This window comes from Mesorhizobium sp. M8A.F.Ca.ET.202.01.1.1 (assembly GCF_004791595.1).
Classification (GTDB): domain Bacteria; phylum Pseudomonadota; class Alphaproteobacteria; order Rhizobiales; family Rhizobiaceae; genus Mesorhizobium.
In genome coordinates this window covers 201,751-227,470 of sequence record NZ_SRUN01000010.1, presented here as the reverse complement: position 1 = coordinate 227,470, position 25,720 = coordinate 201,751, and the positions used below count along the sequence as shown (strand labels likewise).

The 25,720-nt window shown below is 61.6% G+C and carries 30 protein-coding genes; 11 read left to right on the top strand and 19 right to left on the bottom strand.

What is annotated here, in order from left to right; all coding sequences use genetic code 11:
- Position 1 precedes the first annotated feature (1 nt).
- The 8 genes from EN845_RS35545 to EN845_RS22075 form a co-directional block, all read right to left on the bottom strand.
- The gene (locus EN845_RS35545) at positions 2–607 is read right to left on the bottom strand and encodes a hypothetical protein (RefSeq protein ID WP_189522884.1); all 606 of its coding nucleotides are present in this window, start codon (positions 605–607) and stop codon (positions 2–4) included.
- Between the two features lie 193 nt (positions 608–800).
- Complete coding sequence (locus tag EN845_RS22105; protein ID WP_127872410.1) at positions 801–1,154, bottom strand: hypothetical protein; 354 nt, start codon at positions 1,152–1,154, stop codon at positions 801–803.
- A 79-nt stretch (positions 1,155–1,233) separates the two neighbouring features.
- Complete coding sequence (locus tag EN845_RS22100; RefSeq protein ID WP_127872411.1) at positions 1,234–1,689, bottom strand: hypothetical protein; 456 nt, start codon at positions 1,687–1,689, stop codon at positions 1,234–1,236.
- On the bottom strand, positions 1,686–2,027 hold the full coding sequence (locus tag EN845_RS22095; protein WP_127872412.1) for a hypothetical protein: 342 nt from the start codon (positions 2,025–2,027) through the stop codon (positions 1,686–1,688). Before EN845_RS22095 ends, EN845_RS22100 begins: the two co-directional genes overlap by 4 nt.
- Positions 2,024–2,206, bottom strand: coding sequence for a hypothetical protein (locus tag EN845_RS22090; protein WP_127872413.1), 183 nt, complete (start codon positions 2,204–2,206; stop codon positions 2,024–2,026). The genes EN845_RS22095 and EN845_RS22090 overlap by 4 nt, the downstream gene beginning before the upstream one ends.
- A complete protein-coding gene (locus tag EN845_RS22085) occupies positions 2,203–2,400 on the bottom strand; it encodes an AlpA family transcriptional regulator (RefSeq protein ID WP_127872414.1) in 198 nt (65 codons plus the stop codon). Before EN845_RS22085 ends, EN845_RS22090 begins: the two co-directional genes overlap by 4 nt.
- 81 nt (positions 2,401–2,481) lie before the next feature.
- On the bottom strand, positions 2,482–3,072 hold the full coding sequence (locus EN845_RS22080; protein ID WP_127872415.1) for a hypothetical protein: 591 nt from the start codon (positions 3,070–3,072) through the stop codon (positions 2,482–2,484).
- The gene (locus EN845_RS22075) at positions 3,065–4,303 is read right to left on the bottom strand and encodes a site-specific integrase (RefSeq protein ID WP_127872416.1); all 1,239 of its coding nucleotides are present in this window, start codon (positions 4,301–4,303) and stop codon (positions 3,065–3,067) included. Before EN845_RS22075 ends, EN845_RS22080 begins: the two co-directional genes overlap by 8 nt.
- Before the next feature lie 349 nt (positions 4,304–4,652).
- On the opposite strand from EN845_RS22075, the gene EN845_RS22070 reads away from it, so the two are divergent.
- Positions 4,653–4,886, top strand: coding sequence for a hypothetical protein (locus EN845_RS22070; protein ID WP_127872417.1), 234 nt, complete (start codon positions 4,653–4,655; stop codon positions 4,884–4,886).
- A gap of 99 nt (positions 4,887–4,985) precedes the next feature.
- Here the strand turns inward: EN845_RS22070 and EN845_RS22065 are convergent, their stop codons facing one another.
- Positions 4,986–5,699 (bottom strand): SDR family NAD(P)-dependent oxidoreductase, encoded by a 714-nt coding sequence (locus EN845_RS22065; RefSeq protein WP_127872418.1) that lies wholly within the window; start codon positions 5,697–5,699, stop codon positions 4,986–4,988.
- 134 nt (positions 5,700–5,833) lie between these two features.
- Between EN845_RS22065 and EN845_RS22060 the strand changes: the two genes are divergently transcribed.
- Positions 5,834–6,763 carry a LysR family transcriptional regulator gene (locus tag EN845_RS22060; RefSeq protein ID WP_127872419.1) on the top strand — a complete coding sequence of 310 codons (930 nt, stop codon included), beginning with the start codon at positions 5,834–5,836 and terminating at the stop codon, positions 6,761–6,763.
- Positions 6,764–6,806: 43 nt separating this feature from the next.
- Here EN845_RS22060 and EN845_RS22055 read toward each other — a convergent pair whose 3' ends face one another.
- The gene (locus tag EN845_RS22055; protein ID WP_127872420.1) at positions 6,807–7,040 is read right to left on the bottom strand and encodes a hypothetical protein; all 234 of its coding nucleotides are present in this window, start codon (positions 7,038–7,040) and stop codon (positions 6,807–6,809) included.
- 329 nt (positions 7,041–7,369) lie between these two features.
- On the opposite strand from EN845_RS22055, the gene EN845_RS22050 reads away from it, so the two are divergent.
- The 6 genes from EN845_RS22050 (at position 7,370) to rimO (ending at position 12,766) form a co-directional block, all read left to right on the top strand.
- Positions 7,370–8,236: a sterol desaturase family protein gene (locus EN845_RS22050; protein WP_127872421.1), complete on the top strand. Its 867-nt coding sequence runs from the start codon at positions 7,370–7,372 to the stop codon at positions 8,234–8,236.
- Between the two features lie 119 nt (positions 8,237–8,355).
- Positions 8,356–9,162 carry an alpha/beta hydrolase gene (locus tag EN845_RS22045; RefSeq protein WP_127277294.1) on the top strand — a complete coding sequence of 269 codons (807 nt, stop codon included), beginning with the start codon at positions 8,356–8,358 and terminating at the stop codon, positions 9,160–9,162.
- Between the two features lie 101 nt (positions 9,163–9,263).
- A complete protein-coding gene (locus EN845_RS22040; protein ID WP_127277292.1) occupies positions 9,264–9,962 on the top strand; it encodes a DUF2161 family putative PD-(D/E)XK-type phosphodiesterase in 699 nt (232 codons plus the stop codon).
- Between the two features lie 56 nt (positions 9,963–10,018).
- Positions 10,019–10,426: a DUF930 domain-containing protein gene (locus EN845_RS22035; RefSeq protein ID WP_167531434.1), complete on the top strand. Its 408-nt coding sequence runs from the start codon at positions 10,019–10,021 to the stop codon at positions 10,424–10,426.
- Positions 10,427–10,607: 181 nt separating this feature from the next.
- Positions 10,608–11,294 carry a TerC family protein gene (locus tag EN845_RS22030; RefSeq protein ID WP_127277290.1) on the top strand — a complete coding sequence of 229 codons (687 nt, stop codon included), beginning with the start codon at positions 10,608–10,610 and terminating at the stop codon, positions 11,292–11,294.
- A 158-nt stretch (positions 11,295–11,452) separates the two neighbouring features.
- On the top strand, positions 11,453–12,766 hold the full coding sequence (rimO, locus tag EN845_RS22025) for a 30S ribosomal protein S12 methylthiotransferase RimO (RefSeq protein ID WP_127872422.1): 1,314 nt from the start codon (positions 11,453–11,455) through the stop codon (positions 12,764–12,766).
- A gap of 77 nt (positions 12,767–12,843) precedes the next feature.
- Here the strand turns inward: rimO and EN845_RS22020 are convergent, their stop codons facing one another.
- From EN845_RS22020 to EN845_RS21985, 8 genes are all read right to left on the bottom strand, one after another.
- Entirely contained in the window at positions 12,844–13,911 is a 1,068-nt protein-coding gene (locus EN845_RS22020; RefSeq protein WP_127872423.1) for a BMP family ABC transporter substrate-binding protein, read from the bottom strand.
- 51 nt (positions 13,912–13,962) lie between these two features.
- Positions 13,963–14,883 (bottom strand): ABC transporter permease, encoded by a 921-nt coding sequence (locus EN845_RS22015; protein WP_127872424.1) that lies wholly within the window; start codon positions 14,881–14,883, stop codon positions 13,963–13,965.
- Positions 14,883–16,013: an ABC transporter permease gene (locus EN845_RS22010; protein WP_127872425.1), complete on the bottom strand. Its 1,131-nt coding sequence runs from the start codon at positions 16,011–16,013 to the stop codon at positions 14,883–14,885. The genes EN845_RS22015 and EN845_RS22010 overlap by 1 nt, the downstream gene beginning before the upstream one ends.
- The gene (locus EN845_RS22005) at positions 16,010–17,587 is read right to left on the bottom strand and encodes an ABC transporter ATP-binding protein (RefSeq protein ID WP_167531433.1); all 1,578 of its coding nucleotides are present in this window, start codon (positions 17,585–17,587) and stop codon (positions 16,010–16,012) included. Before EN845_RS22005 ends, EN845_RS22010 begins: the two co-directional genes overlap by 4 nt.
- A 216-nt stretch (positions 17,588–17,803) precedes the next feature.
- Positions 17,804–18,781, bottom strand: coding sequence for a quinone oxidoreductase (locus tag EN845_RS22000; RefSeq protein WP_127872427.1), 978 nt, complete (start codon positions 18,779–18,781; stop codon positions 17,804–17,806).
- A 27-nt stretch (positions 18,782–18,808) separates the two neighbouring features.
- Positions 18,809–19,651, bottom strand: coding sequence for a phosphatidylcholine synthase (gene pcsA, locus EN845_RS21995; protein ID WP_127872428.1), 843 nt, complete (start codon positions 19,649–19,651; stop codon positions 18,809–18,811).
- Positions 19,624–20,238 (bottom strand): DUF1326 domain-containing protein, encoded by a 615-nt coding sequence (locus tag EN845_RS21990; protein WP_127872429.1) that lies wholly within the window; start codon positions 20,236–20,238, stop codon positions 19,624–19,626. The genes pcsA and EN845_RS21990 overlap by 28 nt, the downstream gene beginning before the upstream one ends.
- Positions 20,239–20,252: 14 nt before the next feature.
- The gene (locus tag EN845_RS21985) at positions 20,253–21,182 is read right to left on the bottom strand and encodes a DUF2182 domain-containing protein (RefSeq protein ID WP_127872430.1); all 930 of its coding nucleotides are present in this window, start codon (positions 21,180–21,182) and stop codon (positions 20,253–20,255) included.
- Positions 21,183–21,254: 72 nt separating this feature from the next.
- Here EN845_RS21985 and EN845_RS21980 point away from each other — a divergent pair, with 72 nt between their 5' ends.
- Together EN845_RS21980 and hspQ are read left to right on the top strand one after the other, a co-directional pair.
- Complete coding sequence (locus EN845_RS21980; protein WP_127872431.1) at positions 21,255–22,469, top strand: UbiH/UbiF family hydroxylase; 1,215 nt, start codon at positions 21,255–21,257, stop codon at positions 22,467–22,469.
- A 146-nt stretch (positions 22,470–22,615) separates the two neighbouring features.
- Positions 22,616–22,939: a heat shock protein HspQ gene (gene hspQ, locus EN845_RS21975; RefSeq protein ID WP_167531432.1), complete on the top strand. Its 324-nt coding sequence runs from the start codon at positions 22,616–22,618 to the stop codon at positions 22,937–22,939.
- 85 nt (positions 22,940–23,024) lie between these two features.
- Here the strand turns inward: hspQ and EN845_RS21970 are convergent, their stop codons facing one another.
- Positions 23,025–23,654 carry an invasion associated locus B family protein gene (locus tag EN845_RS21970; protein ID WP_127278992.1) on the bottom strand — a complete coding sequence of 210 codons (630 nt, stop codon included), beginning with the start codon at positions 23,652–23,654 and terminating at the stop codon, positions 23,025–23,027.
- 232 nt (positions 23,655–23,886) lie between these two features.
- On the opposite strand from EN845_RS21970, the gene EN845_RS21965 reads away from it, so the two are divergent.
- Complete coding sequence (locus tag EN845_RS21965) at positions 23,887–25,707, top strand: extracellular solute-binding protein (protein ID WP_127872433.1); 1,821 nt, start codon at positions 23,887–23,889, stop codon at positions 25,705–25,707.
- Positions 25,708–25,720 lie beyond the last annotated feature (13 nt).

Below are 25,720 nucleotides of genomic sequence, written 5' to 3'. Positions count from 1 at the left end.
ATCAGATAACCCCCTGGCTGTTGTCATTGGCCTGCGCCTCATCCGTGTCGGCATAGACCGCGAGGCCTAGCTGGATGGCAAGATCGGCGGTCTCTGGGGATACAGGCTCGCCTGTCTTCTTGGCCTCGGCCACGGCATAGGCGATGCGGCGGGCGAAGTCGTACCTGGCCGCCCTGTCACCAATGCACAGGCCGTGCAGCCTTATGTCGTCCGCAATCCTGATCCCATCCATCATGGGCTTGTCCGATGCGTCCACCCGCTTCTGACCCGGTTCCTGTAGTCCTAGCTTCTCCAGATGCCGGCGAAGGGTGTTGCTGGCCCTCTGGTAGCTGTCCAGGTCTTCGGAGCTGATCTGGCCGGCCGTGGCGAATGTGGCCTCCATGCGCTCCAGTTCAACCGAGAGCGTAGCGGCACGCCGTACCAGAGAGCGCTGCGCCTGGTTGAGATTGTCCGTCCCGCCAAGATCCTGCTCATGAGCCTCGATCAGGTCACGGAGGCGGCGTACCCAGATCGTGCGGCCATCAGCGGCCACGGTGGATTTGCCGTTCGTGATGCGGGTACGAGCTTGGGGCTTTCGTGCGGCTTTCACAGAGGCTTCTGCGGGCATGTTTTGACTCCAAATCAGTCGCTCGAATGTACGCGCGTTTGTACGTAAATCCAAGAACCAAATTGCAACGCCTTGTGGATCAAGGGACAACGGCGGATAAATGCTCCGCTGACAGGCTGCAATCAGCGATCGGCGCACGGTTGCGAAGGCATCGAGAGCCGCCAACAAAAATGATCGGCTGCTTTGGCACGAGTCAGGCGCCATCCTTGAGGTATCCTTGAGCCCCATTTTTCCCGGGACTGTCGGGACATCGCCAAGCGTGTTCGTCGTGAATGGCTACGAGGCCAACAGCTTGAAGTGCTTCACGTGCCCTCTGGAAAGCCTTCTTCTTCGCCTCTGGAGCATTGCCGATGCAGTGAGCGTAGAACTGCTGTCGCCATTGAGAGACCAGCACTACATCGCATCCTGGCCATTCGACTCCGAACTGACGAAAGCCATGGATTGCCGTCACCTCGTTCAAGGCATTGAGAGCAGCCCGGTTCTTCCCCTCCAGAGCGGCCCCGCAGGGGGTCTGCCTTTTGGTTCTGATTTGCTTGTGGTTCTTCATCTGGAATCTGCTTCTGATTTCTGTATCTGCTTCTGCTTATGTCGACAGGCTCTCGACACAGTGTGCGCACGGTGTCCCATCAGAACGGGCGATCCTTGGTGATTGACGGGTTCGTAATGTACATGTCGCCGTATTCCGTCTCGGCGAATTCACGCTCAACCCGCTCCTGCACCTCGGCGCTTTCGAGCCTCACGATGTGATTGTAAATGCCGGCGGCGTGACTGCCGTTCATCGGTGGCGAGGTCTTGTACCACCGACAAACATAGATCTCGTCCGTATCGGGATCGTGGGCGATAAGGTCGCCGTCCACCAGCACCTTGATGCAGGCCAGAAAGCGCTCCTTGGTCCAGTCGTTGCCGAGATCGGCCACGGCATAGGCGGGAGGCAGCTTGCAGCAGCCGGCGCTAGTCTGGTGCGGGCCAGTGGCCAGATAGAACCAAACCTCGCGCTCGTCGCTCTGGAGGGCCAGGAAACGCCTGGAGCGCCATACGTCCGGGCTGACCTTGTGAAACTGGCGGACGGCTTTCTTTCTCATCCTACCGCCTCGCATTTCATTTTCAGCCGGCGATGCTCAGCCTTGTGGTGCCGCCGGCACAGCCAGGCGACCGCCAGGGGCTTCTGATAGCCTTCGTTATGGTGGCCATCGGTCTGGGGATCGCCGCAGACTTCGCAGGGCTCGCGTTCGACCAGGCCGCGCCGGATTGCGACGTTCAAGCAGTAGTGGGCCCAAGTCTCCAATGGATGATTGGCGGCCCACTTCTCTTGCGCGTGCCAGCGAGAGCGGTTAGATTTGCGGTGTGAAACGTTGTCCTTTCCGGCGCTTCCGATGGGCTCAATCATCGGGGCGCCGGCTCCATTTTCAACGTAGCTCATGCTGCACGCTGACGCCGGAGGTTGGCTTCACGAATCGCGGCGATGGCTTCCTCGCTGGACAATCCGAACCGCTCTTTCAACGTGGGCACGATCGGCCTGCTGATGCGGTCGCGAGAAGTCTTGGACAGCCACTCACCGGCAAGCTCGATAGCGGCGGTGTTCTGATGATCGATGGTCATGCAGCCACCCCGTCGCGAGCTTCGATACGGGACCGCTGCCATGCGGCGATGTCACTCTCCAGCCACCCGACAGAGCGGGCGCCGAGCTTGATGCTTTTCGGAAATTCGCCGCTGGCGATTTTGGCGTAGATGGTGGACCGGGGGAGCCCGGTGACACGCTCTACCTCGTCGCGGCGGAGGATCGTCTGAACCATAATGATCTCCTGTTGGAAGCCAGCTAGAACTTGCTGGCACTCACAGGAAATCAGAGGCTCAGGAGTAACTCGCCGTCTGGGTTACTCCTTTTTGAACCCCCGCGTTTCTAGCATCGCTTCAACGAACATGGCGGGCGACTTCCCGCGTCGCGCAAGTTCCTGGAACCAATACCTGTAGGCGGCCACAGCCTCTTTTGATGCCTTGTCTGGCCGCCCCTTGGCCTTCGGCGCCCTGAGGTTCTTTCGCGTCGCGCGAAGTGCCTCCTTCCTGTAACCGAGCCTCTTGGCAACGGCGGTTAGAGCCTCGTCGGTCTTTTTCCCACAATGAGTGATCAGGATATCCACGGCTGCTACCGCCATACCCTCGTCAGCGCGATCCATCACAAGCTTGTTCGGGGTGCCCGGAAGCATTGGAACGGGTTTGGTGATCGGATTGGCCCGCCCGTACTTTGCATCGTCCAGCGCCGCCGATAGCTGCAGCAAGGGTTCGCGCCAAGCCGGCTCGGTGCCGATGTCGCGCAGAAAGGAGATCACCGCATTGAGCGCCGCAAAGGCCTTTTCTCGGCCGAGTTCATCTTTGTGACCCTCGACAGGGCACAGCCCTTCCAGTCCAATGAGGTCATTGCACAGATCGATGACACGATCCTGTAACTGTTGCTGCGCATCAGACATTGGCGCCGCTCCTGATGGGCGTCACGTTGGACGCAGCGGAAAACTTTTCCGTTGCGCAGAAGTCCGCCCAATCCTGCATCAGTCGGCGGCGCTTCTCCATCATGTCGCCGCGACGATACGCGGCTTCTGTCTTGTCGCTGACGACGTGGGCCAGCGCCATTTCAAGCAGCTCGTTCGGATAGGCGGTCTGCTCTGCCGCCCAGTCGCGGAACGTGCTGCGGAAGCCGTGAACGGTGAGATCGTCGCGCTTCATGCGGCGGAGCGTCATCAGCAGCGCCATGTTCGAAAGTGACTGGCCTTTCTTGTCGCCGATGAAAACGAACTCGGCATCCTTTTCGCGCGGCAGGCCAGCGAGGATTTCGAGCGCGCGCTTCGATAAGGGAACCCGGTGTTCCCGCTTTGCCTTCATGCGGCTGGCAGGGATGGTCCACAGAGCGTTTTCGCTATCGATCTCAGACCAGCGGGCGCCGATTACCTCGCCCGTCCTGGTGGCCGTGAGAATGGCGAATTCGAGGGCTCGGGGGCTGACGCCTTCCATTCCTTTGACGGTGGCCACGAAGGTTCCGATCTCGGCATATGGCAACGCGGGGTGATGCTGGACCTTGGCGACCTTGCTGCGCTTCGGCAGGAGCTTGTCCAGATGACCGCGCCAGCGAGCCGGGTTATCCCCCTTGCGGCTTCCCCTCGCCGTCGCCCAGTCAAGAATGCTTTCGACGCGGCCACGGACGCGAGTGGCGGTTTCAGGTTTCTCCGTCCAGATTGGTTCGAGCGCCTTCAACACCAGAGCGGTATCGACGCGCTGCACGGCAAGATCACCGAACACGGGATAGGCGTACGCCTCCAGCGTGGCTTTCCACTGGCCAGCGTGCTTGATGTTCGACCACCCTGCCCTGTGCGCCTTGATGTAGGCTTCGGCCGCTTCCTTGAAGCTGAGGGCCGTGGCGGAAGCGGCGAGCTTTTCCATGCGCTGGGTCTTGCGAATCTCGATAGGGTCATCGGCATCGAGAAGCTTAAGGCGCTGTTCAGCTGCCCTCTCCCGCGCCATCTTGAGCGGCACGGTATGGACGGAGCCGAGCCCCATCTTGCGAGGGCGGCCGGCGAGCATGTAGCGGAAGATCCATGTCTTGCTGCCACCCTTGGCCACCTGGAGGTAAAGGCCAAGACCATCGGCATAGAGGCCGGGCTTGGTCTTGGCTGTGACGGCTGCGACTGAGAGGCGGTTGATTTGCATTCGAACCCTCCATGCGGACAGCCTTACGTACAACTTACCGCTGGACTTGGCAAGACCCCTCTGGACATGGCTAGACCAACAATGGCGGATTTTCTGGGGTTTAACAGGCTGTCTTGGACGCTACTGGACGTCCTTGGGTTAGGCGGAGACGGACACTCCCTCCGCCAGAACGACGGCAATGTACGCCTGTGACCCCTGCCCGGAAAATCGGTTTCGACCAGGTGACGTGGGGGAGCAAAATGCCCGAAATAACGTGGGACGCCGCCGCAAGATGGGCGGTTGAAGTAAGAAAGCCCCCAAAGCGGCCCGACTAACTGGAACGTTGTAGCAGGTAGGCGCGTTGTCGCGCATGCTCAAAAATATCGCCTTCGCCGCGCTTCTCATACAAGTCGCTGCCGTCTCGGCATTGACCACCCAAACGCTGCTTTTTTCATCAGCGTCCACGCAGGCATCGAGCGTTCCGCTGAATGAACCTGTCGCCACCGCGAAAGACTGCGCGAAGGCCACCCGGCCGGATTTTCCTGTTCACTGCGTAGAGTACGTCCAGGTCCGAAAGCTCATCGCCATGACGGCGGCTCAATAAGGGCCAGATGCAGAAGCCGCCAGCGGTCGCGGTACCACTTTATTTCGTGTGGCCGCGGACAAGCTGGCGCTCGTCGCCGCGCAGGCATCGCGATGGGATTTACCAGGGGACGGTGCGTCCGAGATAGTCGACATAGTGCAATCCCTGGCTTCCCTTCCTGGCAAGCAGAACGTTGACGAGGCTCGGCACGCTTTCCTCGATGCTCAGCCTTCCATCCGGCCCTCCCAGCTCCGTACGGACCCAGCCGGGCGCCATCAGCACCATGGCACGCGATGTCGCGGCATGGCGGGCGGCGAAGCTTCGCATGAACATGTTCAGGGCCGCCTTGCTGCCCCGGTAGACCTCACGTTGACCTGTCTCGTTGTTGGAAATGCTCCCCTGCCCGGACGACATCACGCCGATCAGGCCGGTTGCCGGAACAAATGGCGCCAGGCTCTCGAGAACACGCATCGGGCTGAGTGCATTTGTGATCATCACGCGCACGAACTCGTCGGTCGTCACATCGGCGATCGTCTCAGCCGGGTTGTTGCTCACGCCGGCATTGACGAACACTATGTCCAACACCCTGCCCGACAGCCGGTCGCGCAAGGCCGTGACTTGATCGGGTTCGCAGATGTCGACTGTCTCGATTTCGAGCCGGCCTTCGAACGCGTCCGCGAGGTCGTGCAGCTTGGTCCGGCCGCCTTCCCGGACCGTGCCGATGACGTTCCAGCCTTTCCCGAGGAACTCGGCCGCCATTGCATGGCCGAGGCCGCGCGACGCGCCGATGATGAGGACTGTACCTGACGGGGTGTTCAAAACGCTTGCGGGCATTGGGCGATCTCTTTCATTGGTTGGGTGACCGCAGATATGGGCAAGCGGAAGCCATGCGCCAGGCGCGCCAGGTTCAAAGTACGGTTGCATCCGACGCTATGTCTGGCAAAACACCTGCGATAAGGCTGTGTGCCATGGACAATGTGGACTTGAACCTTCTCGTAGCGCTCGACGTCTTGCTCGCCGAAGGCAGCGTGACGGGGGCGGCCCGCCGGCTCGGCTTGAGCACCTCGGCGATGAGCCGGACACTCGCACGACTTCGCGCTGCCACCGGCGACCCGCTGCTCGTGCGAGCCGGACGCGAGCTTGTGCCCACGCCGCACGCTACGGAATTGCGCGATCGCGTCCATGAGCTTACCCGGGATGTAAGATCAGTCCTGCGGCCGCAAAACATGCGCGTGGACCTGGCCGGGCTCGAATTGACGTTCACCATTCGCGCCAGCGAAGCGTTCCTGGAATTCCTTGCCGGCCCGGTCGTGAATGCGGTCACCCGTGCGGCGCCTCGTGTCCGCCTACGCTTCGCACCCAAGCCCGACAAGGACGCGCGCCCGCTTCGGGAAGGCCTCATCGATCTGGAGATCGGTTTGCTTGGAACGTCCGCGCCCGAGATACGCACCCAGTTCCTGTTCCACGACAAATATGTCGGCGTGGCCCGGGCCGGACATCCGCTTCTGACAGACGCCGGCGTTACGCCCGAACGCTATGCCGCCTGCAAGCATGTCGTGGCGTCACGGGAAGGCAATGTCGCCGAGCCGATCGATGGCGCCTTGCAGAAGCTCGGCCTTGGACGCACCGTCGTGGTTGTCGTGCCCGGCTACCCCGATGCGATGCGGATTGTGCGCCAATCGGAACTGGTCGCGACCGTGCCGGGCTCATGTTTCGCCAGCGCCAGTGCAGGCGACCACGCCAGCACGGCGGGTCTCGAGAGTTTCGAGCTCCCGCTTCCCATTCCTCGGTTCAAGATATCGGCGATGTGGCATCCTCGCATGGACGCCGACCCGGCCCATCGTTGGCTGCGCGATACCGTGATGTCGGCCTGCCGGGCGGCATATGCGCGGCGATGAAGGCGTGCCGGCAAGCCCACGCCATTGCCAAGCGGCGACCGGCTCAGTGCGACTGCTGTGCGCGCTCCGCGATGGCAAATGCCTGCAGGTTCCTGGCCTTGCCGATGTCCTGATCCGCGTTTGCGATGATCGAGAAGAAGGCTGCTCTGGCAATATCCTTCTTCGAGGCCTTGGGGTGGGCCTTCCGGGCGGCTTTGACAAGCTGCTTGGGAGACATGCCGGGCGTGACGATCCTCATGAGGGTGTCGCCGATCGCACTCATTTCACTCGCGTCCATCATGGGCGTCCCTGTGCTGACCGTAATGCCATAATAGCAAGGACAACTCGCGACCGACGATATGGTTCTGGAAATGAAAAACCCCGCCGGCAGGGACCGGAGGGGTTAGTCCTGGGAGGACGCGCGTTGCGCTGCGTTCGACAAGCGCGCGCCGACCAGGTAGCGCCAGCTTGCGACACGGATGTGACACCCGGCGAGCGCGTTTATCACATGACAAGCGAGGAACGATGCAAGCGGTCGGCATCAAGCCTTTGGAAAGGAGAAATGTGGTTCTGTTCGGGAGCTGAGGCGCCGGGTGCGCTGACCAAAGGCAAGGCGATAGCGGTCGAATGGATATCTTTGGCATCAAGGGGCTGTTGATCTGCGCGCTGATCTTCATTCCGTTCGAGCATCTGTTTGCCGAGCGACCGCAGAAGATCCTGCGCAAGGGCCTGGGTGTCGACCTGATCTACGTGCTGTTCAACGGCCTCGTGGTAAAGGCAGTAATAATCCTGATAGCGGCCAACGCACTCGAAGCCGCTGCGATGCTGGTCCCGCGATCGGCAACGCACGCGGTCGGCGGCCAGCCTATATGGCTGCAGGTCGCCGAAATCATCCTGATTACCGATATAGGCGTCTATTGGGCACACCGTGCGTTTCACGAAATCCCCGCGCTGTGGAAATTCCATGCGGTCCATCACGGCATTGAGGAACTGGATTGGCTCGGCGCATTCCACTCTCATCCCGTCGACGCCATAGTCACGAAGGCAATTTCGCTGACGCCGATCTTTTTTCTCGGATTCTCCGAAGCCTCGATCGCTGTCTTTTCCGTCATCTACTTCTGGCACACGCTGCTTGTTCATTCGAACTTGCGGATTCCGTTCGGCCCCTTGAGGTGGCTCATCGCCAGCCCGCAGTTCCATCGCTGGCACCACGCCAACCAGCGCGAAGCCTACGACAAGAACTTCGCCGGACAGTTGCCCTTCCTCGACATGGTGTTCGGCACGTACAATGCGACTGGCAACAAAGCGCCTGAGAAATATGGCGTCGATGATCCAGTCCCCTCCAGCTACTTCGGACAGATCGGCTATCCGCTGCGGCGCCGCAGGAAACGATCGGATCGGGCAGTGCGGGACGGCGAAGCCCTCCACGAAAATCAGCCGGCGCGAAACAACCAGGATCGGGCGACAAGAGGTGCGGTCAATATCGGCCGTTAGGCAACGCAACCTTCCCTGTCGTGTCGGCTGATGGCAGCAGAAATTGCCTTGCGGGTTGGTCTCGGCGGGTGCCGGCAATAAACATAAGCGCTGCGCATTTGCCACGAGGCTGTTTCGGCATGGATTATCGCGATGACGACCTCACCAAATTCGAAGCGCATGGTGCCGCTCCTTTGCCGGCCGCGGCGGACGAAGGCCATGTGGAGCATGAGGGTGCGAGAATCTGGTACGCCACCTTTGGGGCGGGGTTTCCCGTGATCTTGTTGCATGGCGGCCTTGGCCATAGCGGCAATTGGGGATTTCAGGTCCCATCATTGGTCGAGCGCGGCTATCAGGTCGTCACCATCGACAGCCGTGGCCATGGACGCAGCACCCGCGACGAACGGCCATGCAAATACGAGCTGATGGCCTCGGATGTCCTGGCCGTGATGGATCGCCTGCAATTGAACAAGGCCATCGCTGTAGGTTGGAGCGATGGCGCCTGCGTTGCGCTGATCCTTGGCATGAAGGCCGCCGATCGCATCGCCGGTGTGTTCTTCTTCGGCTGCAATATGGATCCCAGCGGCACGAAGGACTTCGAGGCCAGTCCGGTCATCGAGCGGTGTTTCAGCCGGCACAAAAAGGACTATGCCGAGCTGTCGGCCACGCCAGATCAATTCGATGCATTTGTCAAAGCTGTCGGCCTGATGATGAAGAGCGAACCCAATTATGGCGCCACCGAGCTGGGAGAGATCCGCGTGCCCGTTGCGGTCGTCCAAAGCGAGCACGACGAGTTTATCAAGGACGAGCACGCCACCTATCTGGCCAGCAGCATACCGGGATCGGAATTGGTGATGCTGCCCGAGGTCAGTCACTTCGCGCCCTTGCAGCGTCCCGACCAGTTCAACCGCGTGCTGTTGGCTTTCCTCGCAGAACTTCATTCCTGAGCCCTGCCTCGCCGCTTCCGGAATCCCCGCTCTGGCCCAGGCACGCGACACACCATTTCGCCTGCGAGGCTTTTCATGTCGAATCGGCTAGACCTTGCGATATGAACGAGACCTCACTCTATGCGCCGGTGAAGCGTTTCCTCGAAAATCTCGACTTCGTCGTGAAGGGGGAAATCGGCGGCTGCGATATCGTCGCGTTGCGCGAAGGGGAGCCGCAGATCGTCGTCATCTGCGAGTTGAAGCTGCAGTTCAATCTCGAACTGGTTCTGCAGGGCGTCGACCGTGCGGCTGCTTGCGATGAAGTGTGGCTGGCGGCGCGCATGTCGGCGCGAGGCAAGGGGCGCGAAAGCGATGCCAGGTTCCGCAACCTTTGCCGTCGGCTCGGCTTCGGCCTGATTGGCGTAACCGCCAGTGATCGGGTCGAACTGCTTCTCAGTCCGATCGCCGTGGCGCCGCGCAAGAATGCGCGACGGCGATCTCGCCTTGTCGACGAGCACCAGCGCCGCCGCGGCGATCCTGTCGCCGGCGGCGGATCGCGCGCTCCGATCATGACCGCCTACCGGCAGAGCGCCCTCGCCTGCGCCGCCGCGCTTTCGGACGGCCCCAAACGGCCGCGCGATCTGAAAGCCTTGACGCCGATCGCGCCGAAGATTCTGCAGCACAATGTCTATGGCTGGTTCGCAAGGGTCGAGCGTGGTCTTTACGATCTCACGGATGCCGGCCGCGCCTCGCTGGTTCGTTGGCCGCAGGTCCCGCATGATGAAGCCCGACACGAGATTTTGATTGCGCCGGGCCTCTGAATACCGGGGTTTGCCGAGCATGAACCGCCCCTGTTGGTTGATCTTTCAGACAAAACATGCTGCTTGTCCCGCCCATGAAGACACTATGCATGATGGCCATTGCGTCCCTGACGCTGGCTTTTCCGGCCAGTGCGATGGACAACGCCTTGCGCTCCGGACTGATGAAACTTGATCCGCAGACCCGCCTCGAGCAGCGTTGCGATGCCGAAGTCCTGGACCGGATCACCCATGATGATCGCAAGTTCAAGGCCGACCGCGTCGTCGCCTACGCCTTCGCGACGCCAGAGATGAGCGCCGACGCCATCCGGAGCCCCGGTGCGGCGTTCCGCAGCAAGGGACAGTGGTATCGGCTGAAGTTCAAATGCCAGACGGGGCCGGATCATATGGAAGTTCTCCAGCTCCGCTATCGGATCGGGGATGAGATCCCTGAAGCCGACTGGCCGAAGTACAATCTCTACGATTAGTTCTCGCGGGCTTGCCCGCATTGGCTTGCCGCCGGCGCATGTTGAGAATCTTCCGTAATTCCACCACCACGAAAATGGTTTTCCAGCGTTGTCCGGTGCTGCGGCTTGACGCCAGCAGACCATGCCTTTAGGCCCGTTCGGACGATCGACGACGAACACTCGACGAAGGGCTTCCAGGTCGATGGAAATATTTACCGCCGCCGGCTTTTCGGCTCTCCTTCAGGTCATCGCCATCGACCTTGCGCTCGCGGGCGACAATGCCATCGTCATCGGCCTCGCCGCTGCAGGCTTGCCGGCCAGCCAACGCCAGCGAGCCATTCTGGTCGGCATCGCGGCGGCCACCGTTCTTCGCATTTTCTTCGCCCTGATCACGCAATGGCTGCTGACCATTGGTCCCATGCTGCTTATCGGTGGCGGCCTGCTTTTGCTGTGGGTTTGCTGGAAGATGTGGCGCGAATTGCGTGTCACCCACGACGAGGAGCGCGACGCCACCGAAGCGCTGTCGAACGGCGACTTCAACAAGGATGGTGCCATTGGCGGCAAGGGGCCGAGCAAAACCTTCTCGCAGGCCGCCTGGCAGATCGTCATTGCCGATGTCTCGATGTCCCTCGACAATGTCCTGGCCGTGGCGGGCGCGGCCATGAACCATCCGACGGTGCTGATTGTCGGGCTGGCGCTGTCGATCGCTTTGATGGGCTTTGCTGCGTCGTTCGTCGCGCGCCTGCTGCACAAATACCGCTGGATTGCCTATATCGGCCTGGTCATCATCCTCTATGTCGCGGTCAAGATGCTGCTGGATGGGGCTGTGCAGCAATTCCCCGATCATTTCGCCTTCCTGTCACCCTGGTTCGGGTCAAGCGGGCACTGACGCACAGGCGGAGCCGCAGGGCTCCGTTTGCCTGATTGAGGAAGCCGTGCTATTGCGCCGCCCGAATTGAGCTCCTGCTAGGAGCCATGCAAACCGTTATATGTCGAGACTGCGGGCCGGATCGATGTTTCCGGTTCGCGTCCATTGGAAAATTGCCCATGTCCGCCCCACGCGTCAGCTTCGTCAGTCTCGGCTGTCCCAAAGCCCTTGTCGATTCCGAGCGCATCATCACGCGTCTGCGGGCCGAGGGCTACGAGATCGCCCGCAAGCATGACGGCGCCGATCTCGTTGTCGTCAACACCTGTGGTTTCCTGGATTCCGCCCGCGACGAGTCACTCAACGCCATCGGCTCCGCGCTTTCGGAAAACGGCAGGGTCATCGTCACCGGCTGTCTGGGCGCCGAGCCGGACGTGATCCGCGAGAAGCACCCCAACGTGCTGGCGATCACCGGACCGCAGGCCTATGAGAGCGTGATGGCCGCCGTCCATGAGGCGGCCCCTCCCTCGCACGATCCCTACATCGACCTCCTGCCGCCGCAGGGCGTCAAGCTGACGCCGCGCCACTATGCCTATTTGAAGATCTCGGAAGGCTGCAACAACCGTTGCACCTTCTGCATCATTCCAGCCCTTCGCGGCGATCTCGTCTCGCGGCCGGCGGCCGATGTGCTGCGTGAAGCCGAGAAACTCGCCAAGGCCGGCGTCAAGGAACTGCTCGTCATCTCGCAGGATACCAGCGCCTACGGCATCGACATCAAATACCAGACGTCCATGTTCGGCGATCGCGAAGTGCGGGCGAAATTCCTCGATCTCTCGGAGGAACTGGGCAAGCTCGGCATCTGGGTGCGCATGCATTATGTCTACCCCTACCCGCATGTCGCCGACGTCATCCCGCTGATGGCCGATGGAAAAATCCTCCCCTATCTGGATATCCCCTTCCAGCACGCCTCGCCGCAGGTGCTGAAGAACATGCGCCGGCCGGCCCATGGCGAGAAGACGCTCGAGCGCATTCGCGGCTGGCGCGATGTGTGCCCGGATCTCGCCATCCGCTCGACCTTCATCGTCGGCTTCCCCGGCGAAACGGACGACGATTTCGAGATGCTGCTCGATTGGCTGGATGAAGCGAAAATCGATCGCGCCGGCTGCTTCAAATACGAGCCGGTCAGAGGCGCCCGTTCCAACGATCTCGGCCTTGAGCAGGTGCCGCAGGAAGTCAAGGAAGCGCGCTGGCATCGCTTCATGCAGCGCCAGCAGAAGATCTCGGCGACGCAGCTTGCCAGGAAGGTCGGCAAGCGCCTGCCGGTGCTGATCGACGAGGCGCACGGCACCTCTGCGAAGGGCCGCACCAAATATGACGCGCCCGAGATCGATGGTTCGGTCCACATCCAGTCGCGCCGCCCGATGCGTGCCGGCGACATCGTCACCGTCAAGATCGAGCGCGCCGATGCTTACGACCTCTACGGCTCGGCCGTCTGAGCCTCCCGTCAGCTTCTCCATCCAAATGAAAAGGGCGCCTCGCGGCGCCCTCTGCAGATCGAAATGTGTTCTGCCGTTTATTGCGGCAGCTTGTCGTCGACGCCCTTGACGTAGAAATTCATGCCGAGCAGCGTGCCGTCGTCGGCGACCTCGCCATCCTTCAGCCACGCCGAGCCATCCTGCTTGGCGATCGGTCCGGTGAAGGGGTTCCAGCCGCCGGCGATCTTCTTTTCGGTCGCTTCGGCCATCGCCTTCACGTCGTCGGGCATGTTGGTGTAGGGCGCGAGCTTGACCGCGCCGTCCTTGATGCCGAGCCAGACATTGTCCGGCTTCCAGCTGCCGTCGATGGCTGCCTGTACGCGGCTGATATAATACGGGCCCCATTCGTCGGTCAGCGACGTCAACTGCGCGTTCGGCGCGAACTTGATCATGTCGGACGACTGGCCGAAGCCGTGCAGCTTGCGCTCTTCGGCCACCTGCAGGGCAGCGGTCGAGTCGGTGTGCTGGACGATGATGTCGGCGCCCTGGTCGAACAGTGCCTTGGCGGCGTCGGCTTCCTTGCCCGGATCGAACCACGAGTTCACCCAGACGATCTTGGCCTTGAAGTTCGGGTTGATCGATTGTGCGCCGAGCATGAAGGAGTTGATGCCCATCACCACTTCCGGGATCGGGAAGGAGACGATGTAACCGGCGACGCCGGACTTCGATTCCTTGGCGGCGATCTGGCCGAGCACGTAGCGGCCTTCATAGAAGCGCGCATTGTAGATGCCGAGATTATCCCCGGTCTTGTAGCCGGTGGCGTGCTCGAACATCACCTTGGGAAACTTCTTGGCGACCTTCACTTCGGCGTCCATGAAACCGAACGAGGTGCCGAAGATGATCTTGCAGCCTTCGCGCGCCAGACGCTCGAAAGCACGGTCGGCGTCTGGGCCTTCGGAGACGTTCTCCAGATAGGCGGTCTCGACCTTGTCGCCGAGCGCCTTCTCGACCTCCAGGCGGCCCTGATCGTGCTGGTAGGAATAGCCGAAATCGCCGATCGGGCCGGTGTAGACCCAGCATGCCTTCAACTTGTCGGCGGCCTGCGCGGACGCCGCCAGCGACATTGCGGCAGTCGTGGTCATCAGGGCAATAAGCAGTTTTTTCATTGTGTTACCTCTCTGAGTTAAGCCTTGGAGCTTCCCGTCTTGTTCTTGTTGTCAACGATCCGGAACGAATGGCTGCCCCAGGGATGCCGGCGTGTTCATCATCGTCAGACGCTTGTTGCGCGAGATTAGAACGAGAACCACGACGGTTGCCAGATAGGGCAGAGAAGAAAGCATCTGCGAGGGCACCGGAATGCCAAAAGCCTGTGCATGAAGCTGGCCGATCCACACCGCGCCGAAGATGTAGGCGCCGGCCAGCACCCGCCACGGCCGCCAGGATGCGAATACCACCAGTGCGAGCGCGATCCAGCCGCGGCCAGCGGACATGTTCTCGACCCACTGCGGCGTATAGACGAGCGACAGATGCCCGCCGGCAAGACCGGCGCAGGCGCCGCCGAAGATGACCGCGAGGTAGCGATAGCGGATGACCTTGATGCCAAGCGCATGCGCTGACGTGTGGCTGTCGCCGATCGAGCGCAGCGTCAGCCCGGTACGCGTCTTGAACAGGAACCACATCACCCCGGCCGTCAGCGCGATCGAAATATAGAACACAGGGTCCTGGCCAAACAGCAGCTTGCCCACGATCGGAAGCGAACTGAGGCCGGGAATATCAAGGTTGGGTAGCCGGACGCCAGGCTGGCCGACGAAGCGCGTTCCGATCATGCCGGAGAGGCCGAGGCCGAGCAGCGTCAGTGACAATCCGGTCGCCACCTGGTTGGTGGCCAGCGACAGCGTCATGACGGCGAACAGCAGCGAGAATAGCGCTCCCATGATGACTGCCGCCAGGAGGCCGATCCAGGGCGAGCCGGTCAGGTAGCCGGCCCCGAAGCCGCCGACGGCCCCCATGATCATCATGCCTTCGACGCCGAGATTGAGCACGCCGGAACGCTCGACCACCAGCTCGCCGATCGCAGCGATCAAAAGCGGCGTCGCCGCCGTGGCGATGGTCAGGAGGATGTTGACGGTAATGTCCATCAGCGGGCTTCCTTCAACTTTGGCGCGGCCTCGAGCTTAGCGGGGACTTCCTGTTTGGTCAGCGCCAGGCCGATCAATCGGATGCGGTAATGAATGAGCGTGTCGCAGCCGAGCACGAAGAACAGCAACATGCCCTGGAACACCCTCGCCACCTTGTCGGAAATGCCGAGCGCGCTTTGCACCGCCTCGCCGCCGAGATAGGTCAGCGCCAGCACCAGGCCGGCGGCGACGATGCCGAGCGGATTGAGGCGGCCGAGGAAGGCCACGATGATGGCGGTGAAGCCATAGCCGGGCGAAATCACGGGCTGCAATTGCCCGATGGCGCCTGAGACTTCCGAGATGCCGGCAAGGCCGGCCAGTGCTCCCGACAGCAGGAAGGCAAAGAACACCATGCGGTTGAGGCCAAAGCCGGCGAAGCGCCCTGCTCTCGGGCTGGAGCCCAGCACGCGGACCTCGAAACCCTTGAGCATGCGGCCCATCAGGATCCAGATCAGCACCGCGGCAACCAGCGCGAAGATGAAGCCCCAATTGGCGCGCCCGGCATCGGGCATCAGTTCCGGCAGCACCGCCGAGTCGCCGAACTGGATCGTTTGTGGAAAGCCGTGTCCCTGCGGATCGCGCCACGGCCCGCGCACCAGCCAGTCGAGGAAGAGTTGCGCGACATAGACCAGCATCAGGCTGGTGAGGATTTCGTTGGTGGAGAACCGGGTCTTCAGCAAGGCCGGGATCGCAGCATAGGCCGCACCGCCGACCATGCCGAGCAGAAGCATCAGCGGCAGCACCAGCGGGCCTTCGAATTGCGGAAACAGCACCGGAATGATGGAGCCGAAGATGGCGCCGAAGATGAATTGGCCTTCGGCGCCGATGTTCCAGATGTTGGCCTTGTAGCAGACCGACAGGCCGACCGCGATCAGGATCAGGGGGGCTGCCTTGATCGCCAGCTCGTGCAATTGCCAGACCTGGCTGATCGGCTCGATGAAGTAGATATGGAACGCGTTGAGCGGGTTGACGCCGAGCAGCGCGAACATAATGGCGCCGGCAATGATGGTCAGCGCGAAGGCGATGAACGGCGACAGCATCGAAAACAGCGCCGAGCGCTGCGGGCGTTTGACGAGTTCGAGGCGCATCATGCCGTCTCCAGCGTATGTTCGGCGTGGCCGGGTTCGGCGCCGCCCATCAGCAAGCCGACCTTCTCGAAAGTCGCTTCGGCTATCGGCATCGGCTTCGAGAGCTCGCCATTGTGCATGACCGCGATCGCGTCCGATATCTCGAACAGCTCGTCCAGATCCTGGCTGATCACCAGTACGGCCGATCCGCTGCGAGAGAGCTCGATCAAGGCCTGGCGGATGTGCGCCGCGGCTCCGGCGTCGACGCCCCATGTCGGCTGGTTCACCACCATCACGCTCGGGCGGCGGTCGAGCTCGCGGCCGACGATGAATTTCTGCAGATTGCCGCCCGAAAGTGCCGCCGCTTCGGGATCCGGCGCGCTCTTGCGCACATCCATCGCCTCGATGATGCGTTGCGAGGCGGCGTAGACGGCGCCGCTCTTGACCATGCCGCCGGTGCCGACAAAAGCCTTGCCGTCGGTGGCATGGCGCGACAGCAGCAGGTTTTCCGAGAGTTTCATGCGCGGTGCCGCTCCATGGCCAAGGCGCTCTTCCGGCACGAACGCCGCTCCCAGCAGGCGCCGCCCGGTGATGGTGAGGCCGCCGGCGTCCTTGTCGCGGATGCGCACCGAGGCGGCATCCTGCTGCAAAACCTCGCCGGAGACTGATTCGAAGAACTCGCCCTGGCCATTGCCGGCGACGCCGGCAATGCCGATCACCTCGCCGGCGCGGACATTGAGGCTGATGTTCTTGAGCGGAATGGAAAACGGCGTTGCCGGCTTGCGGCTGAGGCCGCGGATTTCGAGCAGCGGCCGCGCGGTCTCGATCCCCTCGACCGGCGCCCGCACCACAGCCTGCACCTCGCTGCCGACCATCATGCGGGCGAGCGATGAGGCGGTCTCCTCGCGCGGGTTGCAGTGGCCGACCACCTTGCCGTGCCGCAGCACGGTGGCGCGGTCGCAGATGCGTTTGACCTCTTCGAGCCGGTGCGAAATGTAGAGGATCGATTTGCCTTCCGCGCGTAGCCGCTCCAGCGTCTCGAACAGCTTGTCGGCTTCCTGCGGCGTCAGCACCGATGTCGGCTCGTCCAGGATGATGAGTTGCGGCGTCTGCAGCAGGCAACGGATGATCTCAATGCGCTGGCGCTCGCCGACCGAAAGGTCGCCGACCAGCGATTCCGGATCGAGCGGCAGGCCATAGCTGTAGGAAAGCGCCCTCGCCTTGGCCGCGATGCTGCTGATCGGCGAGCCGTCATCCAGCGACAGCGCGATGTTCTCGGCGGCCGTCAACGCCTCGAACAGCGAAAAATGCTGGAACACCATACCGATGCCGAGCTTCTTGGCAGCCCCCGGGCTGGTGATCCGCACCGCCTGGCCGTTCCAGAAAATCTCGCCGGAATTGGGCTCGAGCGAGCCGAACAGCATCTTGACCAGCGTCGACTTGCCGGCGCCGTTCTCGCCGAGCAAAGCGTGGATCTCACCTTTGGCGATGTTGAGGTCGATATGGTCGCACGCCGTCAGCGTGCCGAATATCTTGGTCAGGCCACGAACCTCGAGCAGGTTCGCTCCATCATGATTTGCACTCACAGTGCCTCCCATCCGGATTACCGGACATGTTCTGTGTTCCCGCAAGCATCGTATGCGCGGCCGGCTCTCGTGCGAAAGCAGCACCCGACTTGAAAGAGCTTCAAGAATTTCAGCGGAAACTCAAGGGCAAAGATCAGCCTGCCTCGCACAAGCATGTGGCTGGCCGACTTTTCGTGCAAACCAAGCCCGCGGCTGCGGCGGGACGCTGAAAACCAAGGCAGACTATCGTCAGGGAACCAGGATGGTCGTGCCTGTCGTTCTGCGTCCCTCAAGATCCTGATGCGCCTTGCCCGCGTCCTTCAGCGCATAGCGCTGATTGATCTTGATCTCGACGGCGCCACTGAGCACGACCTCGAACAGTGCTGCGGCGGAGGCATCGAGGTCCTCGCGTTTTGCGTTGTAGACGAACAGAGTTGGCCTGGTGGCGAACAGCGAGCCCTTCTGCGCCAGCAGCGACATCGAGAACGGCGGGATGGGTCCCGAGGACTGGCCGAAGCTGACGAACATGCCGAGCGGCTTCAGGCAGTCGAGCGAGGCCGGGAATGTGTCGTTACCCACGGAATCGTAGACGACGTCGCATTTCCTGCCGCCGGTGATGGCGGCGACGCCGGCGACGAAATCCTGCTCCTTGTAGTTGATGACATGGTCGAAGCCGTGTGCCTTGGCCAGTTCGATCTTGTCGGCGGAGCTGGCGGTGCCGATGACCGTTGCGCCGAGGTGTTTTGCCCATTGGCCTAGAATGAGCCCGACGCCACCGGCCGCGGCATGAAACAGGATCGTGTCGCCTGCCTTGACCTTGAAGGTCCGGCGCAGGAGATATTCCGCGGTCATGCCCTTCAGCATCATGGCGGCGGCCTGTTCGTCGCTGATGCCGTCCGGCACCTTGACGACCTTTCTGGCATCGATGACGCGCTCTTGCGCATAAGCACCCGTCGTCACGGCGTAGGCAATCCGGTCGCCCGGCTTCAACCAGTCGACGCCCTGGCCGACTTCCAGCACCACGCCGGCGGCTTCGCTGCCGGGAATGAGCGGAAATCCGCCGGGCGGCGGATAGAGGCCCGAGCGATGATAGACATCGATGAAGTTGAGACCGATCGCGGTATGCCTGATCAGGATCTGCCCCGAACCGGGCTGGCCGGGATCGGTGTCCTCGTAAGTCAGGACTTCGGGGCCGCCATTGGCGTGGATTCGGATGGCTTTGGACATGGACAGGATTCCTTGAAGAGCGGCTGATCAGGCCTTTTTGGCGCCGAGGTTTGGAAAGAACTGCATAATGCCGCCAATGCAGGCCAGGTAGAGCCCCGTGATGGTAATACCGATCTTGGTAAAAGTGCTGACCTGCTCACCCAGCACGCCGATCTCGTCGTAGAAGGCGGCGAGCGCCGCCTGCGCAAGCGCAAGCGCGCCGAAGGCGCACCACAACAGCGTCATGCCGAGATTGATCGGCCGCAGCCGCTTCACCCGCACCGGATGGATGAAGTTTATCGGCACAAAAGTCAGAATGCCGGCCACCACCACCACGGCGAACGAAACCCATTGTCCCGGCTCGATGACGAACAGCGTGAACACCACCATGTTCCAGACCACCGGGAATCCCTTGAAGAAATTCTCCTTCGTCTTCATGCCGGTGTCGGCGTAGTAGATCGCGCTTGAGACCACGATGATCGCCGCCGACAGGAACGACAGGCCTTCGCCCATGAAACCGCGCTGATAGAGCGCGAAGGCCGGGATCAGCACGTAGGTCACATAGTCGATAATGTTGTCGAGGAGTTCGCCCGACCAGGTCGGCAGGATTTCCTTGACCTCCAGCTTTCGGGCGATCGGCCCATCGATACCGTCAACGAACAGCGCCAGCCCCAGCCACCAGAACATGGCCGTCCAGCGCTCCTCGCTCGCCGCCACCAGCGACAGGAAAGCCAGGAACGAACCGGAAGCGGTCAGCAAATGCACCGAAAACGCGCGCGCCTGCGGCCAGGTGACCTTCTTCTTCGGTCGCGGAATCCGTTCCGTGATCTTCTCGGCGATCTTGCGGGCCTTTGTGTTCTTCCTCACGGGCCCCGCCAATCCAGCTTGCATATCTCGGCCGAGCGGCCGGCGAAATTCCAGTTGCGGCCAAAGGCCCGCATCTTGCTCTTGTCGGACCTGGCCACGATGATCTCCGGCGCGATCCAGTATTCGGAATTCGTGATCACCGTATCCTTCTCGCGGTCCTTGCCCCCGATTGGCGTGACCGCCCCGTCGATGATCTTCGGTATCTGGAAAATACGCGTCTTGTCGCGCGTCTCGTAGGTGATCGGCACCTGTTCGATGCCCAGGAATTTGCCGACCAGGATCGAGAGCAGCGACGTGGTCCCGCCGGCTTTGCCAGTGAAGATCTTGGTCAAGGCCTTGACCGCGTAGACCGAGGCCCTGACGTCGATGAACAGGCCCGCGGTCCAGTTGCCACGGCTCATGTAACCGGGGATTTCCATGATCAGCCCAAGATTGAGGCCGGAGAGGTCGACCTCGCCGAAATGGCCGGCGTCGATACGAAAACCCGCCCAGGTCTGGCAGTAGCCCTCGGTCGGAGGATGGCTGCCAAGCGACAGCACGCAAGGACAAAAAACCGTGCAATTGCAGGAGAGTACGAGCTCTCCTTTCATTGCCCAGCTCTGATCTGCCATCGAATTTCCCCCACTCATAGCGAGACTACTAGCAGCGCGGCTGCCCAGACAAGCAGTATCGCACCAGCCAGCCGGGTTGGAAGACTGCCCGTCGTCTGTTTTTCAATCAGGGTGAACACGCCGATCAGCGCCATCCAGAAGACGTTCATCACGCCGACTGCGAACATTACCAGCATCAATGCCCAGCAGCAGCCGAGGCACCAGATGCCTTGCGCGACGCCGAGCCGGAAGACGCGGACGGTTCTCGCGCTCCAGTTCGAAAACAGGATCGAGAACGGATTCCGGCATTTCTTCAGGCAGGCCTCCTTGAGGCCGCTGAACTGGTAGAGGCCGGCAACCAGCAAGGCGAGCCCACCGGCAGCGCCAAGCAGCGGATCGAATATCCCTCCGGAGGCGGCGAATGCGTGGACGGCAAGTGTCAGTGCCGCAAACAGCATCGAGGCGGCAAGCCAGACGCTGAGGTAGCCGGCAACCAGCACCAGCGGATGGACGACTGGCTCCCCCTTGATCCGCGCCGTATCGGCGATCTCGCAATAGGTGCGGATCATTGGCGCCGCGGATGGCAGCATCGCGCCGATCGCCATGAGAAACCACATGAGGATGAGCGCTAGGGTACGCGGGCCGATGCTAGCGTCCAGCGGCGCAGGTGAAAGGCAGAGTACGAAGAACCGTTCGAGCACGGCCGGTAACGGCAGTTGTGGCAAGTTACGCAACAAAGTGTCGCCTGGCGCGCCGATCTGGGCCTCGGCGCCGCGAATCGCCATCGCGGCAAGCAGCAGCCAGGCCAGTGCGATGCTTGCACCGACGACGACGTTGACCGTCAAGCGCGGCTTGCGCGCGACGTTTGCCGTGGCGCGGCCGGCGCGGTCGAGGTGGCTGAAATCGTCCTGTTGGCCGGTCATGACACTCGAATGGGCCGAATCGCCGCGTTGATCAAGCCGCATGATCTGCCCTATATGCGTCTCTCGACTGGGCAGGCCTGATGGCCGCCTCGCACAGCAAGCCGGAAGCCGATCTTGGAGCATCAGGAAACAGCGCGGATACTGATCGCAGGCACCGGGCCGGCGGGATTGATCGCCGCGCTTGCCTTCGCCGATGCCGGCTTTCCGGTGACGATTGCCGGGCCTGAGGTTTCGGCTCCCGACGGTCGCACCACGGCGCTCATGACGCCTGCCCTGAAAGTGCTCGAACGGCTGGGCGTGCTCGAGGACATCGAGCCCAAGGCCGCCCCCTTGAAGGTGATGCGTATTGTCGATGCGACCGGCAGGCTGATCCGCAGTCCCGTCGTCATTTTCCGCGCCAGCGAAATCGACGAGGAACAGTTCGGCCTGAACCTTCCCAACGGCGTCCTTGGACCTGCGCTTGCCGGCAAGGTGGCTGCGCATTCCGGGATCGAATGGCGCAGATCGATGGTGAAGGCCTGGCATCTCGGCGCCGCCAAAGCTCATGCCGCGCTGGTCGACGGCAGCGAGATCGATGCGTCGCTTGCGGTCGCTGCCGATGGCCGCCTGTCGCCGGCCCGCGAGGCCGCGGGCATCTCGACGGCGGCGCGCGCCTACCCTCAGGCGGCGCTCGTCCTCAATTTCGGCCACAGCCGCGAACATGGCTTCACCTCGACGGAGTTCCATACCGAGACCGGCCCTTTCACGCAGGTGCCGCTGCCGGGCAATCGTTCCAGCCTTGTCTGGGTGGTCAAACCTGAGACCGCGAAGGAGCTTGCCGCGTTGGACGACGCAACGCTCTCGCTGCGGGTCGAACGGCAGATGCAGTCGATGCTGGGGCGGGTAACCGTGGAGCCGGGCCGCCAGATCTATCCTTTGTCGACGGTGACCCCCCTGCGTTTCGCGGCGCAGCGGGTGGCGCTTGTCGGCGAAGCGGCGCACGTGTTCCCGCCGATCGGCGCGCAAGGCCTCAACCTGGGTATCAGGGATATCGACGATCTGGTTGGAATCGCGCGTGAAAATCGTGAGGATCCGGGGGCTGCCGCTACCCTTGCTGTATACGATCTCAAGCGCCGGCCCGATATTCTGGCGCGCAGCAGCGCTGTCAATCTGCTCAACATATCGCTGCTTTCGGACATGTTGCCCGCACAGATGGCGCGCGGCGCCGGCCTCGGCGTGCTCGGCGGCTTTGCACCTCTGCGCGCTTTCTTCATGCGCGAAGGGCTTCGTCCTGGCAGCGGCTTTGCGGCGCTTGCAGGTGGCCTTCGGAAGCCGACGCGGCAGCGGTAGCGATTCTGCGGAATTTGCCGCGGTATCGCGACGTTCATCAAAAACCTTTGTTGCATTCCGCGTATTTTGAAGGCGCTCAGACGCTTGGGATTGAATTGATGCGGAGTCTGCGCCAAATAAAGTCAAGGAATTCAGTGGTGAGTGCGATGAAAACGGCCAAATTCGCGATCGGACAGGTGGTTCGTCACCGGCTGTTCCCGTTCCGAGGCATCATTTTCGACGTCGATCCGCAATTCGCCAACACCGACGAATGGTACGAAGCCATCCCCGCCGACGTACGGCCGCGCAAGGACCAGCCGTTCTACCACCTGCTCGCCGAGAATTCGGAAACCGAATACATCGCCTATGTGTCCGAGCAGAATCTGCTCGAGGATCAGTCGGGAGAACCCGTCCGCCATCCGCAGATCAAGGAAATGTTCGACAAGAAGCCGGACGGGCGCTACGCGCCGAAACGGCAATCCAAGCACTGACTTCCGGCATGCCGGGTACAGCCAGAAATGAAAAAAGCGGGGCATGACCCCGCTTTTTTTGACACGATAATGAGTCGACGCCGGATCAGTTGGCGGTCTTCGCCTTATCCTGCTCTTCCTTGAGCTTCTTGGCGAAGTCCTGGTTGTTCTTGGCGACGAAATCCTGGAGCTTCTTCTGCCGGTCCTCGATGTCCGACTGCTGCAGCGGGGGGCCGTCATAGGCGCCGCTGAAGCCCTGCAGCGCGATCTTAATCGGGTTGGCCTGGTTCTGGAAATTGATCGAGGTCAGCGTGATCCCCTGACCCTTCTTGAACGAGGCGACGAGCTGGTCGGTCAGCGGCACTTCCGCCACGCAACGATCCGGGAAGCAGATGACATAGTCGAGCTTCTGCGCCTTGCCGGTGTCGATCTGCAAGCCGATGCCGGGAGGCACGAGGCGACCGGTCGGGACCGTCACCTGGAACACCTTGCGGTTCACCTTGCCCTTGAGCTCGATCAGGCTGACGCCGGTGACAAGCTGGCCATTGCCAGCGGTGACGATGTTCTGGACGTTGCAGATGTCGACGTCTTCCTGCTTGGTGCAGGCCTTGAACCAGCCCTGCGGTATCTGCTGCTGCTGCTGGGCGGAAGCAGAGGGAAGTCCTGCGCCGAGAAAGCCAACCACGCCTGCGGCCATGACCGACAGGCGGTACGCGTTGCTGTTCAGGCTCGTCATGTCGTGCACTTCCTCTCAATGATCCCGGGACCGGCTTTTTCGTGCCGTGTGGTCCAGCTACCTGTTGCCAAAATGAGGCAACAGAATGACTTCGGACGGCGTGTTACACTGCAAGCGGCGTCGAATCCAGCCCGCTCACTTGTAATTCTTGACGACGCCATTGGCCGCCACGCAGTTGCCCCATGCTAGGGTGCGGACCGAATCATCAAGCCGACCTGTTAAGGAGACGGTCATGGGCCGCGTTCTTGTTTGGCTGGTCACCGCACTATCGTTTTTCACCCTGTCGTCGCCACCGGCGTTGTCGGAGCCGAAATACGCGATTGCGATGCAGGGCGAACCGGCCCTGCCGCCGGACTACACCCATTTCAGCTACGTCAATCCCAACGCGCCGAAGGGTGGCAGCATCACCTATTGCGTCGTCGGCAGCTTCGACAATCTCAACCCCTTCATCCTCAAAAGCCTGCGCACGACGGCGCGCGGCATGATGGACACGATCTTCGGCAATCTGGTGTTCGAGCCGCTGCTGCAGCGCAGTGCCGATGAGGCTTTTACTCTCTACGGACTTCTGGCTGACACCGCCGACATGGATGCCGAGCGCAGAAGCATCGAGTTCCACCTCAACCCGAATGCCAAATGGTCGGATGGTCAGCCGGTAACGCCGGAAGACGTGCTATTCACTTACGATGCCTATACGCAGAAAGGTCGGCCACCCTACAGCGACCGCATGGCCAGGATCGCCAAGCTCGAAAAGACCGGCGACCATAGCGTGCGCTTCACCTTCAACGACAAGGCCGATCGTGAGTTTCCCCTGATCATCGCGCTGACGCCGATCATCCCCAAGCACGCTTTCGACATCGATACTTTCGACAAGACGACACTGAAGCCGTTGATCGGCAGCGGTCCCTACAGGATCGCACAGGTGACGCCCGGCCAGCGCATCGTCTTCAAGCGCAACCCCGACTACTGGGGCAAGGACGTTCCCGCCAAGCGCGGTTTCGACAACTACGACCAGATCACCATCGAGTATTTTCTCAATGCCAACGCCAAGCTCGAAGCCTTCAAGAAGGGGCTTTGCGCCATCGACGACGACGGCGACCCGGTGAAACGCGAGCGCGATCTCGACTTTCCCGCCTTCCATAGAGGCGACGTGATCTCTGAAACCTTCGACACCGGCATCCCGCCCGTCGTGACCGGGTTCCTGTTCAACACGAGACTGCCGAAATTTTCCAACCCGGTGGTTCGGCGCGCACTCGGCATGCTCTATGATTTCGAATGGGCCAACAAGAATCTGTTCGGCGGCAAGTACACCCGCACGATGAGCTATTGGCAGAATTCCGAGCTTTCAGCGCTCGGCCATCCGGCTGACGACAGGGAAAAGGCGCTTCTGGCCCCCTACCCCGGCCGCGTGCCGGCCGACGTCATGGACGGCACCTGGAAACCGCCGGTGACGGACGGTTCTGGCCAGGACCGCAAGGTGCTGAAGACCGCTTTCGATCTTCTGAAAAGCATCGGCTACCACGTGAATAATGGCACGATGCTCGATCCCGACGGCAAACCTTTCGGCTTCGAGATACTGACCGCATCGCAGGACGAAGAGCGCCTGGCCGGCATCTATCAGCGTACACTGGAGAAGATCGGCATCAACGTCAGCATACGCAGCCTGGACGGCGACCAGATCCAGTCGCGCAAGCAGCGTTTCGATTTCGAGGTGCTGATCGGCTCCAGCGGTTTCAACAACTCGTTGTCCCCCGGCATCGAGCAGATCGGGCGCTGGTCGTCCCCAGCGGCCAGGACCGAAGGATCGTTCAATCTCGCCGGCGTCGCCGATCCGGCGATCGATGCGGCCATCGACGCAATGCTACGAGCCCGTTCGAAGGAGGATTATGTCGCTGCTGTCCGCGTGCTCGACCGGCTGCTGATCTCCGGCAATTACCTGGTGCCGATGCAGTACAACACGCAACTGTGGCTTGCTTACTGGAATTATCTGGAACATCCGCGAAAGACGCCCATATTCGGTTATCAGCTGCCGACCTGGTGGCGCAAACCGAACTGAAAATCCGGAGATA

Excerpts from the sequence above, each read along its gene's own strand:
- EN845_RS35545 (WP_189522884.1), bottom strand. The coding sequence starts at position 607 with ATGCCCGCAGAAGCCTCTGTGAAAGCCGCACGAAAGCCCCAAGCTCGT.
- EN845_RS22035 (WP_167531434.1), top strand. The coding sequence starts at position 10,019 with ATGCTGCTTGTCCCGCCCATGAAGACACTATGCATGATGGCCATTGCG.
- EN845_RS21970 (WP_127278992.1), bottom strand. The coding sequence starts at position 23,654 with ATGACGAGCCTGAACAGCAACGCGTACCGCCTGTCGGTCATGGCCGCA.
- EN845_RS22000 (WP_127872427.1), bottom strand. The coding sequence starts at position 18,781 with ATGTCCAAAGCCATCCGAATCCACGCCAATGGCGGCCCCGAAGTCCTG.
- EN845_RS22045 (WP_127277294.1), top strand. The coding sequence starts at position 8,356 with ATGGATTATCGCGATGACGACCTCACCAAATTCGAAGCGCATGGTGCC.
- EN845_RS22065 (WP_127872418.1), bottom strand. The coding sequence starts at position 5,699 with ATGCCCGCAAGCGTTTTGAACACCCCGTCAGGTACAGTCCTCATCATC.
- EN845_RS21985 (WP_127872430.1), bottom strand. The coding sequence starts at position 21,182 with ATGCGGCTTGATCAACGCGGCGATTCGGCCCATTCGAGTGTCATGACC.
- EN845_RS22020 (WP_127872423.1), bottom strand. The coding sequence starts at position 13,911 with ATGAAAAAACTGCTTATTGCCCTGATGACCACGACTGCCGCAATGTCG.
- EN845_RS22055 (WP_127872420.1), bottom strand. The coding sequence starts at position 7,040 with ATGGACGCGAGTGAAATGAGTGCGATCGGCGACACCCTCATGAGGATC.
- EN845_RS22010 (WP_127872425.1), bottom strand. The coding sequence starts at position 16,013 with ATGATGCGCCTCGAACTCGTCAAACGCCCGCAGCGCTCGGCGCTGTTT.
- EN845_RS22080 (WP_127872415.1), bottom strand. The coding sequence starts at position 3,072 with ATGTCTGATGCGCAGCAACAGTTACAGGATCGTGTCATCGATCTGTGC.
- EN845_RS22060 (WP_127872419.1), top strand. The coding sequence starts at position 5,834 with ATGGACAATGTGGACTTGAACCTTCTCGTAGCGCTCGACGTCTTGCTC.
- EN845_RS22050 (WP_127872421.1), top strand. The coding sequence starts at position 7,370 with ATGGATATCTTTGGCATCAAGGGGCTGTTGATCTGCGCGCTGATCTTC.
- EN845_RS21990 (WP_127872429.1), bottom strand. The coding sequence starts at position 20,238 with ATGGCAGATCAGAGCTGGGCAATGAAAGGAGAGCTCGTACTCTCCTGC.
- EN845_RS22015 (WP_127872424.1), bottom strand. The coding sequence starts at position 14,883 with ATGGACATTACCGTCAACATCCTCCTGACCATCGCCACGGCGGCGACG.
- EN845_RS22095 (WP_127872412.1), bottom strand. The coding sequence starts at position 2,027 with ATGAGCTACGTTGAAAATGGAGCCGGCGCCCCGATGATTGAGCCCATC.
- hspQ (WP_167531432.1), top strand. The coding sequence starts at position 22,616 with ATGAAAACGGCCAAATTCGCGATCGGACAGGTGGTTCGTCACCGGCTG.
- pcsA (WP_127872428.1), bottom strand. The coding sequence starts at position 19,651 with ATGCAAGCTGGATTGGCGGGGCCCGTGAGGAAGAACACAAAGGCCCGC.
- EN845_RS22030 (WP_127277290.1), top strand. The coding sequence starts at position 10,608 with ATGGAAATATTTACCGCCGCCGGCTTTTCGGCTCTCCTTCAGGTCATC.
- EN845_RS21965 (WP_127872433.1), top strand. The coding sequence starts at position 23,887 with ATGGGCCGCGTTCTTGTTTGGCTGGTCACCGCACTATCGTTTTTCACC.
- rimO (WP_127872422.1), top strand. The coding sequence starts at position 11,453 with ATGTCCGCCCCACGCGTCAGCTTCGTCAGTCTCGGCTGTCCCAAAGCC.
- EN845_RS22105 (WP_127872410.1), bottom strand. The coding sequence starts at position 1,154 with ATGAAGAACCACAAGCAAATCAGAACCAAAAGGCAGACCCCCTGCGGG.
- EN845_RS22090 (WP_127872413.1), bottom strand. The coding sequence starts at position 2,206 with ATGACCATCGATCATCAGAACACCGCCGCTATCGAGCTTGCCGGTGAG.
- EN845_RS22075 (WP_127872416.1), bottom strand. The coding sequence starts at position 4,303 with ATGCAAATCAACCGCCTCTCAGTCGCAGCCGTCACAGCCAAGACCAAG.
- EN845_RS22040 (WP_127277292.1), top strand. The coding sequence starts at position 9,264 with ATGAACGAGACCTCACTCTATGCGCCGGTGAAGCGTTTCCTCGAAAAT.
- EN845_RS22005 (WP_167531433.1), bottom strand. The coding sequence starts at position 17,587 with ATGGGAGGCACTGTGAGTGCAAATCATGATGGAGCGAACCTGCTCGAG.
- EN845_RS22085 (WP_127872414.1), bottom strand. The coding sequence starts at position 2,400 with ATGGTTCAGACGATCCTCCGCCGCGACGAGGTAGAGCGTGTCACCGGG.
- EN845_RS22070 (WP_127872417.1), top strand. The coding sequence starts at position 4,653 with ATGCTCAAAAATATCGCCTTCGCCGCGCTTCTCATACAAGTCGCTGCC.
- EN845_RS22100 (WP_127872411.1), bottom strand. The coding sequence starts at position 1,689 with ATGAGAAAGAAAGCCGTCCGCCAGTTTCACAAGGTCAGCCCGGACGTA.